This window comes from Candidatus Nanopelagicales bacterium, from assembly GCA_037045355.1.
Classification (GTDB): domain Bacteria; phylum Actinomycetota; class Actinomycetes; order S36-B12.
Window position 1 is genome coordinate 463,670 of record JBAOHO010000026.1, and the last position, 14,895, is coordinate 478,564.

Below are 14,895 nucleotides of genomic sequence, written 5' to 3' on the forward strand. Positions count from 1 at the left end.
CTACTGCGGGGGGCCCACAGGGATTCGATTGGCGATGGGTCGCAGTCGGTCGGCGAAGAAGTCATTGCCCTTGTCGTCGACGATCACGAATGCGGGGAAGTCCTTCACTTCGATCCGCCACACTGCTTCCATCCCCAGCTCAGGGAAATCGAGGACCTCGACCTTGGTGATGTTGTCCTGGGCCAGTCGTGCCGCTGGACCGCCGATCGACCCGAGGTAGAAGCCGCCGTTGTCCTGGCAGGCTTTCGTCACGGCGTTGGATCGATTCCCCTTCGCCAGCATCACGAAAGACCCGCCGGCCTTCTGGAATTGATCGACATAGGAGTCCATCCGTCCGGCCGTGGTGGGACCGAACGAGCCCGAGGGCATTCCATCGGGCGTCTTGGCCGGTCCCGCGTAGTACACGCAGTGATCGCGGAGATACGCAGGCATCTTATCGCCGCGGTCGAGCATCTCCTTGATCTTTGCGTGAGCGATGTCCCGCGCCACGACCATGGGGCCGCTGAGGCTCACGTGAGTCGCGACCGGGAGCTTGGCCAACGCGGCCCGGATCTCCGACATGGGTTGGTTCAGGTCGATCTCGACGATGGTGTCGTTGTCCGTCGGTTCGTGATCGGGCAGGTACTGGGCCGGGTCTGTCTCCAGTTGCTCCAGGAAGACACCTTCGCGGGTGATCTTGGCCAACGCCTGGCGATCCGCCGAGCACGACACGGCGACTGCGATGGGCAGCGAGGCGCCGTGGCGGGGGAGCCGGATGACCCGGACGTCATGACAGAAGTACTTGCCGCCGAACTGTGCGCCGATGTCGAAGTTCCGCGTCATCTCCAGGATCTGGGCCTCCGCCTCGAGGTCACGGATCGCATGACCGGCGATCGAGCCCCTCGTGGGAAGTGAGTCCAAGTAGCGAGTACTTGCGTACTTGGCGGTCTTCAGCGCGTCCTCGGCGCTGGTTCCCCCGACCACGACTGCGAGGTGATACGGAGGGCAGGCCGCGGTGCCGAGCTCACGAAGTTTTTCGTCGAGGAAGCGCATGAGGGCGTCGGGGTTCAGCACTGCCTTGGTCTGCTGGTAGAGGAAGGACTTATTCGCCGAACCGCCACCTTTGGCCATCACGAGGAACTTATAGGTGAGCGCGTCAGCCGGGGCGGTAGCGGCGTAGAGGTCGATCTGGGCAGGCAGGTTGGTGGCGGTGTTCCGCTCTTCCCACAACGTGATGGGTGCCATCTGGGAGTAGCGAAGATTCAACTGCTGATAGGCGTCGAAGACACCCCGGCTCAGCGGCAACTCGTCCGGGCCTGCGGTGAGCACATGCTGACCTCGTTTGCCCATGATGATCGCCGTGCCGGTGTCCTGGCACATGGGCAGAATCCGGCCCGCGGCAACGTTCGCGTTCTTCAGCAGGTCCAGGGCGACGAATCGGTCGTTCGGACTGGCTTCCGGGTCGTCGATGATGGCGCGAAGTTGCCGAAGATGCCCGGGCCGAAGCAGGTGTTGGATATCCGCAATGGCGTGGAAGGCCAGCGTCCGCAACGCCTCAGGCTCGACGTGGAGGAACTCGCGCCCCGCGGCTTCGATCACTCGCACGCCGGCGTCGGTCAGCAGCCGATACTCGGTGATGTCCTTGCCCAAGGGAAGCAGTGGCGAGTAGCTGAATTCGGCCATGGGGACAGCCTATGGGTACGGTCGGGTCGTGAGCGATGTCGTGCCGTCGGATCCCCCTCCCGATCCGTGGCGCATGCGGGCATCCGATGCCGATCGCGACGCGTACGTGGCGGCTCTGCAGCGGGCGTATCTGGAGGGGCGACTCACGAAGGATGAATACGACGAACGGACGACAGTTGCGTTGTCAGCGGGCACCTATGCGGACCTGGCGCCCTTGGTGTCGGACTTGCCACTGAGCCCCGGGGAGGTGCCCATGCCGCCGGCGCGGGCGACTGCGCCGGCCCCGAGCATGCCTGCTGTCACGTCCTCGTCGCCCATGGTCGCCGTGTTCTCCGAGGTGCGTCGCGACAGTCGCTGGACGGTGGCGGATGGGGATCTGGCGCTAGCGGTCTTCGGCAGCGTGAAACTCGATCTGACGCAGGCGCAACTGGGCGGTGACGACAACGAGATCCGCGCCAACGCGTTCTTCGGTCAGGTGGAACTCACTGTCCCCGGTGACATCGAGGTCGAGGTAGATGGTGTCGGGGTGTTCGGTGAGTACTGCCGCAAGGATCGCCGCACGGCGCCCACTCACACGGTCGGGCCTCCCCACACCGTCGCGCCTCGGCTGAGAGTCACCGGCATCGCCATGTTCGGTTCTGTCGAAGTGACCGTCGTTGACGAACCCGTGACGGGTCGGGATCGCGTGATCGATCCGCCAGGTCCGGCGATCGGCACATGAGCGGCAACAACCCGCTCCGGAAGACGGCCCGTGACATGGCTCTGTCGATGGGACTGATCGCGGGGATCATCGCGCTGGTTCTCCTGGTCACCTGGCGTCCCCAGCCCGATCCGGTCAGGGCTGTGGACCCCCTGCCGGTCGCGCAGCAAGCGTCGCTGGTTGCTGAGTATCCAATCCTGCTACCCGGAGTCCAGCCGGGTTGGCGTGCGACATCTGCCCGCTTCGAGCCGACGGCGGAGTCCGATGATGATTCCGGTGTGGTTCAACGGCTGGGTCACCCCCGACGACCACTACGTCGCCACCGTCCAGTCGGCCAACACCACACAGTCCTTCGTGGAGGAACATGACCATCGACGCTGTTTCGGCTGACGATGCACCTGACACGCCCGGCTGGGAGGCCTATGTGAGCCCCGGTAACGGGCAGCGATCGTTGGTCCGGGAGACGGATGGCGTCACCACCATCGTCACGGGGTCGCTCGATTGGGCAGGGCTGATTGCCTATCGGGATTCGCTGGAGCCGGCTGACTGTTCGCTGATCCCGTCGTGAGCCATCAGCGGGCGCCGCACGGGCGCAGACTTGCGGGGAGGCCTTGCGGGGAGGCCTTGCGGGGAGGCCTTGCGGGGAGGCCTTGCGGGGAGGCCTTGCGGGGAGGCTCAGTCGGTCTCGGTCAGAAGGGGACATCGGAGGACGGTTCGTCACCCGCGTCGGGTGCACCAGCTTCGGCCCGGGTGGCCGCCTGCAGCCGCATCTCGGCGTCATCGAGCCACTGCTTGCAGCGCTGAGCGAGTCGTTCGCCTTGCTCCCACAATGCGAGCGACTGCTCGAGCGAGGTGGAGCCACCCTCGAGTTCGCCCACGATAGTGGCAAGGGCGTCACGGGCTTGTTCGTAGTTCAACTGTGCCGGATCCGCTGCGAGCAGGTCCTGGATGTTGTCGCTCATCGTTCCTCCCGGGAATTGGCAACGGTCACGCTGAAGTTGCCTCGCGCCACCCTGACGTCCAACGCGAGGCCAGGAGAGACGACATGTGAATCGGTGATGAGAGCGCCCGCATCATCCCGCACCACGGCGTAGCCCCGGTCCAGGGTCGCTTGTGGGGATAGGGCATTCAACCGCGCAAGGTCCGCGGTCAGTTGGTGACGCAGCATCTGCAGGCGGTGGGGCGCATCCCGCCGCAGCGCGGCATGAAGTGCCCCATCGAGGAGTTCGCGCTCCCGCTGAACGCGTGAGCGCAGCGCGCGTCGTGAACGTCCGCGCAGGTCCAGCACCAACTCCGACTGCCCGGCCAGGATCTGGCGGGGACCTGCCATGACCGGCCGTCCGGTCAGGTTCGCGAGCGTGAGTCGTTCCCGCTTCAGCTGATCCGCCACCAAGGTTCGAGCTCGGGACATGGCCTCGCCGAGAATGGCAGTCTCGGCCAGGAGGTCCGGGACGATCGCCTTTCCGGCTGCGGTAGGCGTGGACGCTCGAAGATCCGCCACCAGATCCAGGAGCGGATTGTCCTCCTCATGGCCGATGGCCGAGACGATTGGGGTCCGGGCCGCGAACACGGCACGAAGGAGTGATTCGTTGCTGAAGGGCAGGAGGTCCTCGACCGAGCCTCCGCCGCGGGTGACCACGATGACATCGATATCCACCATCGAATCGAGTTCCACCACTGCTGATACGACCTCGGGGACGGCGGCCGGCCCCTGCACTGAGACTTCGCGCACCTCGAACTGCGTGCTCGGCCACTGGCGACGGGCGTTCACCTCGACATCGCGCCGGGCCGCACTGTTGCGCCCGCAGATGAGTCCGACGCGGCGGGGGAGAAACGGCAGGTCGCGTTTGTGCTCGTCGCGGAACAGGCCCTCCTGGGTCAGGGTCCGACGCAACTGGTCCAGCTGCTGCATGAGGGCGCCGAGGCCCACGGCACGGAATTGGGTGGCACGCCAGGTCAGGGAACCGTTCCGGTCGAAGTAGTTGAGCTTGACCTGGGCCACCACTCGGTGACCCTCCTCGAGGGAACTGGCCCGAGCAGTACTTGCCGTGGTCATGACGGGCACGGACAGATCAACATCAGGGTCGCGCAGCGTCAACCACACAGTGGCCTGACGCTCGCGCATCTGCGTGATCTGGCCCTCGATCCACAACTGCCCCAGGCGGCCAATCCACTGGCGCACCATGCGAGATGCGGTGCGCACCGGCACGGGATTGTCGCTCGTTGCGCCCGGGCGCGGGGCAGGGGCGTCGGACATAGGCGAAGCGTAGTACTGGGCGACGACACCGCGGCCAGAGGCGCCGAGGCCCTGCTCCACCTACCATGGGGCCATGACTGACTCGGGCAAGCATGTCCTGTTGGCGGCTCCACGCGGCTACTGCGCCGGTGTAGAGCGAGCTGTCGATACGGTCCAACGTGCGCTGGAGCGGTACGGCGCACCGATCTACGTGCGCAAAGAGATCGTTCACAACCGTCACGTCGTCGAGACACTGCAGAATCGCGGGGTGGTCTTCGTCGAAGAGAACGACGAGGTTCCCCGCGGTGCGACGGTGGTGTTCTCGGCCCATGGGGTGGCGCCGGAGGTTCATGAGCAGGCGCGGGAGCGGAGTCTGCTCGCCATTGATGCGACCTGTCCGCTGGTGACGAAGGTGCACAACGAGGCCCGTCGTTACTCTCGCGAGGGCTACCACATTCTGCTCATCGGACATGAAGGTCACGAGGAGGTTGTCGGGACTGCGGGTGAGGCCCCGGACGACATCACCATCGTCGACGGACCAGAACATGCCCGCACCGTCGAGATCGCCGAAGGGCCGGTCGCGTGGCTGTCTCAGACGACTTTGTCGGTGGACGAGACTCTCGAGACCGTGGCTGTGCTCCGGGAGCGGCGGCCTGACCTGATCGACCCCCCGAGCGATGACATCTGCTATGCGACCCAGAACCGGCAGCAGGCGGTCAAGTTGATGGCGCCGCGCTGCGATCTGTTGATTGTGGTGGGTTCGCTGAACTCCTCCAACAGCGTTCGCCTGGTCGAGGTGGGGCTTCAGGCCGGCGCGTCTGCAGCTGTCCGGGTCGATGGGGTGGGGGAACTCGACGAATCAGCACTCGAGGGCGTCTCGACTGTCGGGGTGACCAGCGGCGCCTCGGTGCCGGAGGTCCTTGGTGAGCGAGGTCATGCAGTGGCTCGCCGAGCGGGGCTTCGGCGACGTCGAGACCGTCACCGCAACGCAGGAGACCGTGACGTTCGCGCTGCCCAAGGAACTGCGGCAGGCCCGCAAGGGGGCGGCCTCAGCTCGCTGAGGACTGTGCGCGGCGGGCGAACTGCCGTCGCAGGAGCAGGACCAGGGCCATCGACACGACAGCGGCCACTTGAGCCGGAGCCGTCGCGGTCAGATTGGCCATCACCATCGTGATCTCACGGGCCAGTCCGGGCCGTGTTCCCAACAGGGTGAACTGCCCTGCTGTCACGATGACGAGAAGCATCACCAACGGAGGGAAGCACACCGGGAACCAGGAGAGTCGTGGTGCCGACTTCAGAGCCGCAACGACTGAACCTGCGATCAGTCCCCACCCTGCCAGTGCTGGGATCATCGTCGCGCCACTGATCACGTAGCCGATCACACATCCCACCAACGTGGGCACAAGGATGAGCAGGAATGCCCCGCGGCCGGTGATCCCGGGTCGACGCGGCCCGGTGTACGTCGGGACTGCTGGTTCAGGCACCGAGGGCCGTTCGGCGAGGTCTGTCTCTGACACCCCCCCACCTTAGGTGGGGTTGTGCCCGATGCCGCGCAGCCGTGACCTGGTGTCTCAGGTGACTCGATGTGCTGCTTCGTGAGTCGGTGACCGGCCCGACCGGCCCGTCGCCTGTCGGCACACCCACACTCACAGATCCGGGCTACGCGGCGCTGCTGTCCCGGGGTTCGCCCGTTCGATGCGGATCGGACATGTCGAGCTGGGGATCGCGGATGTCGGTGGAGTGATCCGGCCAGATCGCTTCGTTCAACGTCCGTGGGGCCTCTTCCACCGGCTCCAGGGCGGGGATGGGTTTCTCGGCGATGCTGAGGTTCTCCATCTTGCGGCCACTGGGCAGGACCCGGGTCTCGACGGAGCCGACCAAGCCGTTGTAGTCGACAACCGCGCGGCCCAGCGACTTGCGCAACTTCTCGAACTTGTCCGCCATGGTCAACATCCGACCGTAGAACTCAGCGCCCAACTGCTGGATTTCGCGCGCCTGATCGGCGGCTTCGACCTGCTTCCAGGAGTGAGTGATGGTGTGGAGCATCGCCATCATCGTCATGGGAGTGGCCAAGAAGACCTTGCGATCCAGACCCAGTTGGACGAGGTCGGGGCGGATCTCCAACGCCGCCCCGAGCAGGCTCTCGCTGGGGAGGAACATGATGACGAACTCAGGTGAGTTGTAGCGGCGCCAATACTCCTTCTCGGACAGTTTGTGGATGTGCTGTTGGACCAGGCGTGCGTGTTCGCTCAGAACGGCTTGATCGTCATCCGAGCCGTCCATGCGGAGGAAGGCGTCAAGGGGGACTTTGGAATCCACGATCACGGAGCGACCCCCCGCCAGCGTGATCACCATGTCGGGCCGCAGCACCTTGTCGTCCGAGGTGGTGTGGTCCTGCTCGACGAAGTGGACGTGCGGGAGCATCCCGGATGATTCGACGAGGTTGCGCAGCTGCATCTCCCCCCACGCGCCGCGTTTGTCGTTGCGCGAGAGAACGGTCGACAGGCGCCGCGCCTCGATGCGGACGTCGGCTGTCGCCTGACCGAAGTCCTTCACCATCTGGGCGACCCGCTCCTTCAACTCCGTCTGCGCCCGGACCTGTGCTGCGTCGCTGGTCTGCACTCGTTCGGTCAACTCTTTGAACGCCACCCGCATGGGTTCGATCTTCTTGTCGAGTGCCGAGTTCTGCTCACGCTGCCAGTCGAGATCGGTCTTCACCTGCTCATGGGCGGCACGTTCGGTCTCCAGTTGCCCCTGCGTGCGCGCCAACTGCTCCCGGAGTTGGGCAACGCGAGCGGCGGCCTCGGCGGATTCGGCCGCTGCGGCAGCCGCGGCCGCTGCGGAATCCCCATGAGCGCGGGTTTGGGCGATCAGATAACCGGTCACGGCGGCGCATGCGGTGAGCGCCACGATCACAAGCAAGGAGATGAAGCTGAATTCGGTCATGGGTTCACTGTGCCGCAGGGGTCCGACGGATCCTGGCAGCCGCGCAGGAGCACGTCCTGCGTAGGATCGGGCGGTGGCTTCGCTCACCATCGGAATTGTCGGTCTGCCCAACGTGGGCAAGTCCACGCTGTTCAACGCCCTGACCCGCAACCCGGAGGCAGCGCTGGCTGCCAACTACCCGTTCGCGACCATCGAACCCAACACGGGCGTCGTTCCAGTTCCCGACGATCGGCTTCCCCAGTTGGCGGAGATCTTCGGCTCGCAGCGGATCTTGCCTGCCACCGTCACCTTTGTCGACATCGCCGGAATCGTGCGCGGAGCCAGCGAGGGGCAGGGACTGGGGAACAAGTTCCTGGCGCATGTGCGGGAATCCGATGCGATCTGCCAGGTGCTCCGCGCCTTCGAGGACCCCGATGTCGTCCACGTCGAGGGGCGCGTCTCCCCTGCCGACGACATGGACACTATCAACACCGAGTTGATCCTGGCTGACCTGCAGACACTGGAGAAGGCGATACCCCGGCTGCAGAAAGAGGCGCGCAACGACAAGTCCCGCGCCCCCGCCCTCGCCGCCGCTGAACAGGCTCAGAAGGTCCTTGACTCGGGCCGGACGGTCTTCGCGGCCGAACTCGATCCCGAACCGCTGCGTGAGTTGTTCCTGCTCACCGCCAAGCCGTTCATCTACGTGATCAACGCGGACGAGGCCGAGCTGGGGGACGAGGAGTTCCGCTCTCGGATGCAAGAGCTGGTCGCGCCGGCCGAGGCAGTCTTCCTGGATGCGAAGATCGAATCCGAGCTGGCGGAGTTGCCCGATGACGAGGCGATGGAGTTGCTGGAGTCCGTTGGCCAGACCGAGTCAGGGATCCGAGCGCTCGCCCGCGTCGGGTTCACGGCCTTGGGGCTGCAGACCTATCTGACCGCCGGACCGAAGGAATCGCGGGCCTGGACCATTCCCGTCGGCGCGACGGCGCCAGAGGCTGCCGGTGTCATCCACACGGATTTCCAGCGGGGATTCATCAAGGCCGAGGTGATCGGGTTCGACGAAGTTGTGGCGGCGGGTTCCATGGCCGCCGCGCGCGCTGCCGGCAAGGTACGGGTCGAGGGCAAGGACTACGTCATGGCCGACGGGGACGTGGTCGAGTTCCGCTTCAACGTGTGAATAAGTCCGGTTCGGGGGCGATTTTGAGCGTGAAATGCGGCGATTCGAGATCATGTAGCCCGCTGGTAGCCCGCAGGAAGTTCCACCGAGCCAATCAAGGCAGCGACTGCAGATCTGGCCTTGTCGTCCGACGTGGGCCAAAGATGGCTGTAGGTGTTGAGCGTTACGGTGGCGGTTTTGTGGCCCAGATACCGCTGTACCGTCACCACGTCACAACCTGCGGCGATGAGTCCAGAGGCATAGAAGTGCCTCAGGCTGTGCAGTGTGTATCCGACCACGTTGGATCGTTTGCACGCCTGTCGCCACTGGTGGCCGACGGTGTTTTGGTGCACCGGGCGGTGAAGAGTGTCGTTGGGGAAGAGCCACGAGTCCGGCTGGCCGAGAGTGAACTCACCGACGTGGTCGGAGAGCATCTCCAACAGTGCGTCGGGAACCGGCACGACTCGTTCTGATTGACACTTGGGGAGTCGGATCTCTAACTCGCCCCCGCTGAGACGTTGCACTTGGCGGCGGAGGTGAATCTCGCGAGCGAGAAAGTGGACATTCTCTACCTTGAGTCCGGCTACTTCGCCGAGCCGGGCACCGACGAATGCCGCCACGGCGAAGAAAGATCGCCACCGAGGGTGCGAGCACTCAAGGATTGCAGAGACCTGAGTTGGCGTGGGGATAGCCATCGCCGCGTCTTTTCGACGTTTGGGCGGCAACTTCACTCCGATGGTGGGGTCACGCTTGATACGGCGTTCTTCGCAGGCCGCGCGAAGAACTGTTCGAACGTTGGCGAATCGGGTGGCAACGGTTCCCGGAGCCAGACCGTTTGTGTCCATCTGCTTGATCCATGGCTGTATTGACCGGCTGGCAGTTACCGAGCGCAACGGTATGTCTGCGAACGGTGCGCTCTTGACCGCCAAGTCCATCGCCAGGCGGGTGCCATGCTCCCAGACCTGATGCTGCGACCAGGACAGATAGAACTGTCTCAGTGTCAGTTCGGACGACTGCGGATCGACCCACTCTCCGGTGACGAGATCCGATGTCTGCTGATCCAGCCACGCCTCGGCGTCCTTCTTCAAGTCGAAGTTGCGCATGAACTCCTTGCCCGACTCAGGGTGGCGATAGCGTGCGCGCCATACCCATCCCGTCACCTCCCCCGCCCGGTTCCGCTTGGCCCGCTTCTTGACGCTCTTGGACACGTTTATCCTCATAGTCGCTCCTGGGCGCGGCCCTGAGTACGGGAGAGTTGCGCCATGAAGCGCTGAAGGGCTTCCGCCACTTCCCCCTGGGCAATGTTGGCCTCGTCGAGCATGTTCCGTGCCAGACGCGTCAACTCCTCCTGGTTGGCCTCTGGGACTTCCGACCAGGTATCGCTCCGCAACGCCTTCATGCGTGCCAGCAATCGGTCGATTTCGGCGGCGATCTGCCCCAACTGGTCAATCGGACTCGACAGGTCGACAACTATCGCGACGAGTTGTCTCAGGTGCGTGCCGTGGACAAACTCACGAACGTCTGTATAGCCGAACGCCTGGACGATCGCGTCGGCCTCGTCAAGGTCAAGTCTCCTCCGGGGCTTGGCGTACTTGATCTTCCAGATCGTTGACGCTGAGATTGGGTAAACTTCACTTGCGCGGCTTGCTAGCCTCGCATCGCTCCAGTCTCGGTGCTTCTGCTCGGCTGCCATGCGCTCGGCGAACTCGGCGCTCAGAGACGCATCGGGGATGTCTTTTCTTCGTGGTGGCATCAGTGCTATCCCATCCGGAACGTAGGATTGATCCGCAACGGTTGACGTTGACTGAGTCTACGTGGTTCCATTGCGGGTGAGCAGAAAATACCGCATTGGAGCGACATGCGTGAACTCGACACCACTGAAGCCGCCTCCGCCTACATCGGCGCAGCCGTCGGAACACTCCGATACTGGAGGCACCGGGGCCTTGGCCCACCGTCCTTCAAGGTCGGACGCCGAGTCCTCTACCGGCGCGATGACCTGGACAAGTGGCTCGACGCGCAATACGCAGCGACCGTTCAAGGTGAGTTTCTTGAGACCCCCCCGATTGCATGAGCCGCCGTTGGTCTACGGCCCGTGCCGATTCTGGTGGGACACCGCGGTCCTCAGTGTCGGAAGTCGTGGCGCTGCTCCAGATCGACCGCAAGGGTGGGGCACCGGAGTTGTATGCGATCGACCCTCGCAGGCCCACTTCCTGTTGGGCGTTTGGGCTGATTGCGTCAGACTCCCAAACGGCAAGGAGTTCGATCTCGCGAGAGGGCTGCTGTGAGAGCCCCAGTGGATAATGGGCGGCTGGGCAGTTCCGGCATATCCCTTCTAATGGGCAATAAACACGCCTCGCATATGGAGGGCTCCGCGGCTCCTGAGGAAACTCAGGGTGCACAGTGGGGAATAGACACAGTCCGGGTGGGTGTACCTGTGGACCTGGACAACTGCGACCTCGCCTCGCTGCTGTTCACGCATTCCGGCTCCACTAGTACCGGCTCTGACAAGCACGTGGGTAGCCGCAGTGTCGGTGACGCCAAGGTCTATGTGAACGTCTCCAGCCTGTGGTCCCAAGCGTTCATCGAGTTCCGGGCACCAGGACTCCTGACATGGTGACGGTCGAGGCGGGGTTGGCTGTCGGTTTCTGAGCGTGTTGTGGCGTTGTTGGAGCGGTTTGGTCGCTCCCTGTGTGCAATAATGGATGCATGACATTGGCCGTGTTGTGGTGGTGTGGATGATGAGCGTGATGACCGATCAACCGCCGCTGCCGATGGCCCCGGAATCGCCGTGCGTGGACATCGGCCCAGCCGCGGCATTGGTCGAGGACGCCGACGGGGGACGGGTGTTCCTGCATGGCCAGGTGTGCTTCGCGTGGGACGCCGGCGATGTGACGCTGCGCCGGTTGGCGGCGGTGCAGTTGGTCCGGATTCGGGCGGCGCGGGTGATGGATGTGGCTGCGGCGTTCGGGGTCGATACCGCGACTTTGCGGCGGTGGGGGTACCGGTTGGTCGATGCGGGGGCGGCGGGCCTGGTGCCGGCTCGCTTGGGCCCGAAGGGGCCGTCGCGACTGCTGCCCGACGTGGTCGCCGAGATCCGGTCCCGTCGTGCGGCAGGGGCCAGTCTGCGGGCCATCGCCGCCGCGACCGGGGTGTCCACCGGCAGCGTGCGCAACGCCCTGACCGACACCGACACCGACACCGACACCGATGATGGTGGGTCATCGGATGTGGTTGGTGGGGCGGCGTTGTTGCCGGTGCTGCCGGACCCGGTGGACCGGTCGGGGGAGCGGGCGGCGGCCCGTTGGGGTTTGATCGAGGCGGCGCCGCCGGTGTTTGCTCCGGCCGCCCGGGTGCCGTTGGCCGGTCTGCTGCTGGGCCTGCCCGGTGTGCAGGCGTCCGGGCTGTTGTCGTGCGCGCGGGCGGTGTTCGGGGGGTTGCCGGCGGGGTTCTACGGCCTGGACACGATGCTGGTCGAAGGGGTGCTGCGCGCGTTGGCCGGCCAGCCGAGGGCGGAAGGCGCCACGAGGATCGACCCGGTCGCGTTCGGCCGCATCCTGGGGTTGGACCGGGCCCCGGAGGTCAAGACCATCCGCCGCAAACTCGGGCACTTGGCCGCCACCGGGAAGGTCGAGGGTCTGGTCGCGGCGATGGCCGCCCACCACGCCCAGTCACGTCCAGACGCTGCGGCTGTGTTGTATGTCGACGGTCATGTCCGCGCCTATAGCGGCACCCGGAAGATCGCCAAGACCCACCTGGCCCGGTTGCGGTTCCCCGCCCCGGCCACGGTGGAGACGTGGGTGTCCGACGCCGACGGCGACCCGGTGTTCGTCGTCATGGCCGACCCGGGGGCGTCCCTGGCCGGGGAACTGCGTCGCCTGCTGCCCCAACTGCGCACGATCGTGGGTGATGACCGGCGGGTGCTGGTCGGGTTCGACCGTGGCGGCTGGTCGCCCACCCTGTTCGCCGACATGATCGCGGTCGGGTTCGACATCTTGACCTGGCGTAAAGCCCCCGCCGACAACGTCGACCCTGCCCTGTTCACCGACGTGGCATACGTGGACGCCCACGGCCGGTCCCACACCTGGACTCTGGCGGACACGACCATCACCTGGCCCATCGCCGATGGGCCGCGGGCCGGGCAGACCCTGCGACTGCGGCAGGTCACCCGCACACGCGCCGATGGCCATCAGGCACACATCCTGACTAGCCGCACCGACCTCACCCCCGGTGAGGTGGTGTTCCGGATGGGGTCGCGGTGGCGGCAGGAGAACTACTTCCGCTACGCCCGCATCCACTTCGACCTCGACTCCCACGACTCCTACACCACCACCGGCGACGACCCAGAACGGATGGTGCCCAACCCGGCCAAGAAGCCCGCTCACGCCGCCGTGGTGGCCGCCCGCGCCAGGGCGGATCGGGCCAAGGCCCGCGCGGACGCCAACCTGCTCGCACTACACACCCCCGCACCAGGTCAGACCGAGGTGATGGTCACCAACATCGACCACGACGCAGCCACCGCCGACTGGTTCGCCGCCGAGGACGAACTCGGCCGAACTACACGACGCTCACCGGGCCATCCCCACCCGGCTGCCGCTGGGACAGGTCCACCCCGGGCAGCAGGTGCTGGACACCCAAACCAAACTGCTCACCCACGCCATCCGCATGGCCGCGTTCAACACCATCACCGCGTTGGCGCGGGCCGTGGTCACCGACACCGGCTACTCCCGCGCCCGCGACGAAGCCCACACCTTCATCCGCCACGCTCTGCTCTCCAGCGGCGACCTCGACCCCGGCCCCCGCACTCTGACGGTGCGCCTGGACCCGATGCCCACACCCCGCGCCACAGCCGCCCTGGCCGAACTGTGCGACCAGCTCACCGCCACCGGCACCTACTACCCCGGCACCAACCTGCAACTGCGCTACCAGGTCAAACCCCACCGCTGACCGCGCAACAACTTCTGCACCAGGTCAGGAGCCCTGGGGCACCCGGCGTCGTGCGGCTCGGGCCCATGGGCCTCCTCCCGCCGCATCTGCTGATAGCCGTCCTAACGGTGGTACTGCATGAGTTACCTGAGTTGGCTCTCACGTTCGATCAAGGCGACGGCCATTGGGAGGAAGGCTGGACTCATCAGATTCCGATTCAGCGCTTGGACCTCGCCGCGCAGTTTGTGTTGCCATCAACTATCGCACCCTTCGTCCGCGATCAACTCAGCGCACGCACGGGGCGGGGTCGCCCCACCACCCACCAGTACCAAAAAGGAGATGGCTGGACACTCGAGCACACGACCACAACCGCGGGCAAGGACATGGTCTACGACAAGTCAGCCGAAAGCAGGCTCGATACTCCTGGTGTATACCGCTTCGAGACGCGACTGAGGAAGCCACGTCTCGTCAAGCACGACCTCAGGGCGCTCGCCGATGTGAACGAAGCAGCCGCCCAACGGGCTCTTCGCGCCCGGTGGGAAGCGACCCGCTGGGGTGAGCCCCTGATGGCTCCCGCGCCTCTTGGGAACGTGCTAGCCAACGTCGCCAAGCCGGACCGAACGCCGGTACTGGGATACCTCTACGCAGCCAGTATTGGAGACTTCACCGCCTTTCCCGACCGTGAAAAGCGAAGACTTCGATCCTTAGCCGAGAGTGCCGGACTGAAGGAGGGAGTACCACCCATCTACGCCTTGGGAGAGTCCATCCGGATCGATCTCGCTTCGGGCCGCACTGAGCCTGCTGAGGGGAAAGCAGACCTCCCCCAGCGGGGAACGAAAGGCGAAGGTGGCGATTCGCCCCCGCACCTGGGTGAGACTGAGTTATCGACCTCGACAGCCTCGTGAGGATTGCAGCGACCCATGGTCGTTGCTCGGGCGGGTGACTGCGACGAGTGGGGGTCCAGAGGACGGGCTGTGCGTAGGTCATAGCGTCTGTGCCCACCTGGCCCGCTTGAGGAATCCCGCGAGTCGTATGTTGGCAACAGCCCTCCAGGTCGCGGAAGTTGCCGCTTGTGACCAACCTGGTGCGCCCGGATGTGGTCGCTCACCTGGTCTCGCCCCCGAAGTGCCGTGGGCCGGGGATGTTCTCCCAGCCGTACCATCTTGGAATCTGGCACGGTCGGTCGGTGATCATCGAAGCGTTACCGTTTGTCGATGAGTCGCTTCAGGGGTTGTGGCCATCCGCAGTTTGGCTGCCCCCACACTCGCCTGTTGTTTCCATCGAGTGCTCCGG

14 protein-coding genes and 1 pseudogene are annotated in these 14,895 nt (G+C 65.2%); 8 read left to right on the forward strand and 7 right to left on the reverse strand.

The window, feature by feature from the left end; genetic code table 11:
• Positions 1 to 1,662 carry a fumarate hydratase gene (locus V9E98_14825; GenBank protein ID MEI2718239.1) on the reverse strand — a complete coding sequence of 554 codons (1,662 nt, stop codon included), beginning with the start codon at positions 1,660 to 1,662 and terminating at the stop codon, positions 1 to 3.
• A 28-nt stretch (positions 1,663 to 1,690) separates the two neighbouring features.
• On the opposite strand from V9E98_14825, the gene V9E98_14830 reads away from it, so the two are divergent.
• The 3 genes from V9E98_14830 (at position 1,691) to V9E98_14840 (ending at position 2,930) form a co-directional block, all read left to right on the forward strand.
• Complete coding sequence (locus V9E98_14830) at positions 1,691 to 2,383, forward strand: DUF1707 domain-containing protein (GenBank protein ID MEI2718240.1); 693 nt, start codon at positions 1,691 to 1,693, stop codon at positions 2,381 to 2,383.
• Between the two features lie 243 nt (positions 2,384 to 2,626).
• Entirely contained in the window at positions 2,627 to 2,752 is a 126-nt protein-coding gene (locus V9E98_14835) for a hypothetical protein (GenBank protein MEI2718241.1), read from the forward strand.
• The gene (locus V9E98_14840) at positions 2,727 to 2,930 is read left to right on the forward strand and encodes a hypothetical protein (GenBank protein ID MEI2718242.1); all 204 of its coding nucleotides are present in this window, start codon (positions 2,727 to 2,729) and stop codon (positions 2,928 to 2,930) included. The genes V9E98_14835 and V9E98_14840 overlap by 26 nt, the downstream gene beginning before the upstream one ends.
• A gap of 121 nt (positions 2,931 to 3,051) precedes the next feature.
• Here V9E98_14840 and V9E98_14845 read toward each other — a convergent pair whose 3' ends face one another.
• Both V9E98_14845 and xseA read right to left on the reverse strand, forming a co-directional pair.
• Positions 3,052 to 3,324, reverse strand: a complete 273-nt coding sequence (locus V9E98_14845) for an exodeoxyribonuclease VII small subunit (protein MEI2718243.1) — start codon at positions 3,322 to 3,324, stop codon at positions 3,052 to 3,054.
• Positions 3,321 to 4,619 carry an exodeoxyribonuclease VII large subunit gene (gene xseA, locus V9E98_14850; protein ID MEI2718244.1) on the reverse strand — a complete coding sequence of 433 codons (1,299 nt, stop codon included), beginning with the start codon at positions 4,617 to 4,619 and terminating at the stop codon, positions 3,321 to 3,323. The genes V9E98_14845 and xseA overlap by 4 nt, the downstream gene beginning before the upstream one ends.
• A 73-nt stretch (positions 4,620 to 4,692) precedes the next feature.
• On the opposite strand from xseA, the pseudogene ispH reads away from it, so the two are divergent.
• Positions 4,693 to 5,463 (forward strand): annotated as a pseudogene (gene ispH / locus V9E98_14855) (4-hydroxy-3-methylbut-2-enyl diphosphate reductase).
• Between the two features lie 184 nt (positions 5,464 to 5,647).
• Here ispH and V9E98_14860 read toward each other — a convergent pair.
• Together V9E98_14860 and V9E98_14865 are read right to left on the reverse strand one after the other, a co-directional pair.
• A complete protein-coding gene (locus V9E98_14860; GenBank protein MEI2718245.1) occupies positions 5,648 to 6,115 on the reverse strand; it encodes a DUF6542 domain-containing protein in 468 nt (155 codons plus the stop codon).
• Between the two features lie 142 nt (positions 6,116 to 6,257).
• A complete protein-coding gene (locus tag V9E98_14865; protein MEI2718246.1) occupies positions 6,258 to 7,544 on the reverse strand; it encodes a DNA recombination protein RmuC in 1,287 nt (428 codons plus the stop codon).
• A gap of 73 nt (positions 7,545 to 7,617) precedes the next feature.
• On the opposite strand from V9E98_14865, the gene ychF reads away from it, so the two are divergent.
• Positions 7,618 to 8,700 (forward strand): redox-regulated ATPase YchF, encoded by a 1,083-nt coding sequence (gene ychF, locus V9E98_14870; GenBank protein MEI2718247.1) that lies wholly within the window; start codon positions 7,618 to 7,620, stop codon positions 8,698 to 8,700.
• A gap of 50 nt (positions 8,701 to 8,750) precedes the next feature.
• Here ychF and V9E98_14875 read toward each other — a convergent pair whose 3' ends face one another.
• Together V9E98_14875 and V9E98_14880 are read right to left on the reverse strand one after the other, a co-directional pair.
• Positions 8,751 to 9,899 carry a site-specific integrase gene (locus V9E98_14875; protein MEI2718248.1) on the reverse strand — a complete coding sequence of 383 codons (1,149 nt, stop codon included), beginning with the start codon at positions 9,897 to 9,899 and terminating at the stop codon, positions 8,751 to 8,753.
• Positions 9,896 to 10,432 carry a hypothetical protein gene (locus V9E98_14880; protein MEI2718249.1) on the reverse strand — a complete coding sequence of 179 codons (537 nt, stop codon included), beginning with the start codon at positions 10,430 to 10,432 and terminating at the stop codon, positions 9,896 to 9,898. Before V9E98_14880 ends, V9E98_14875 begins: the two co-directional genes overlap by 4 nt.
• Positions 10,433 to 10,537: 105 nt before the next feature.
• On the opposite strand from V9E98_14880, the gene V9E98_14885 reads away from it, so the two are divergent.
• From V9E98_14885 to V9E98_14895, 3 genes are all read left to right on the forward strand, one after another.
• The gene (locus V9E98_14885; protein ID MEI2718250.1) at positions 10,538 to 10,750 is read left to right on the forward strand and encodes a helix-turn-helix domain-containing protein; all 213 of its coding nucleotides are present in this window, start codon (positions 10,538 to 10,540) and stop codon (positions 10,748 to 10,750) included.
• Positions 10,751 to 11,101: 351 nt separating this feature from the next.
• On the forward strand, positions 11,102 to 11,296 hold the full coding sequence (locus V9E98_14890) for a hypothetical protein (protein MEI2718251.1): 195 nt from the start codon (positions 11,102 to 11,104) through the stop codon (positions 11,294 to 11,296).
• A gap of 130 nt (positions 11,297 to 11,426) precedes the next feature.
• Complete coding sequence (locus V9E98_14895) at positions 11,427 to 14,507, forward strand: putative transposase (GenBank protein MEI2718252.1); 3,081 nt, start codon at positions 11,427 to 11,429, stop codon at positions 14,505 to 14,507.
• Positions 14,508 to 14,895 lie beyond the last annotated feature (388 nt).

Excerpts from the sequence above, each read along its gene's own strand:
- V9E98_14880 (MEI2718249.1), bottom strand. The coding sequence starts at position 10,432 with ATGCCACCACGAAGAAAAGACATCCCCGATGCGTCTCTGAGCGCCGAG.
- V9E98_14865 (MEI2718246.1), bottom strand. The coding sequence starts at position 7,544 with ATGACCGAATTCAGCTTCATCTCCTTGCTTGTGATCGTGGCGCTCACC.
- V9E98_14825 (MEI2718239.1), bottom strand. The coding sequence starts at position 1,662 with ATGGCCGAATTCAGCTACTCGCCACTGCTTCCCTTGGGCAAGGACATC.
- V9E98_14875 (MEI2718248.1), bottom strand. The coding sequence starts at position 9,899 with ATGAGGATAAACGTGTCCAAGAGCGTCAAGAAGCGGGCCAAGCGGAAC.
- V9E98_14895 (MEI2718252.1), top strand. The coding sequence starts at position 11,427 with ATGACCGATCAACCGCCGCTGCCGATGGCCCCGGAATCGCCGTGCGTG.
- xseA (MEI2718244.1), bottom strand. The coding sequence starts at position 4,619 with ATGTCCGACGCCCCTGCCCCGCGCCCGGGCGCAACGAGCGACAATCCC.
- V9E98_14845 (MEI2718243.1), bottom strand. The coding sequence starts at position 3,324 with ATGAGCGACAACATCCAGGACCTGCTCGCAGCGGATCCGGCACAGTTG.
- V9E98_14840 (MEI2718242.1), top strand. The coding sequence starts at position 2,727 with ATGACCATCGACGCTGTTTCGGCTGACGATGCACCTGACACGCCCGGC.
- V9E98_14835 (MEI2718241.1), top strand. The coding sequence starts at position 2,627 with ATGATGATTCCGGTGTGGTTCAACGGCTGGGTCACCCCCGACGACCAC.
- V9E98_14885 (MEI2718250.1), top strand. The coding sequence starts at position 10,538 with ATGCGTGAACTCGACACCACTGAAGCCGCCTCCGCCTACATCGGCGCA.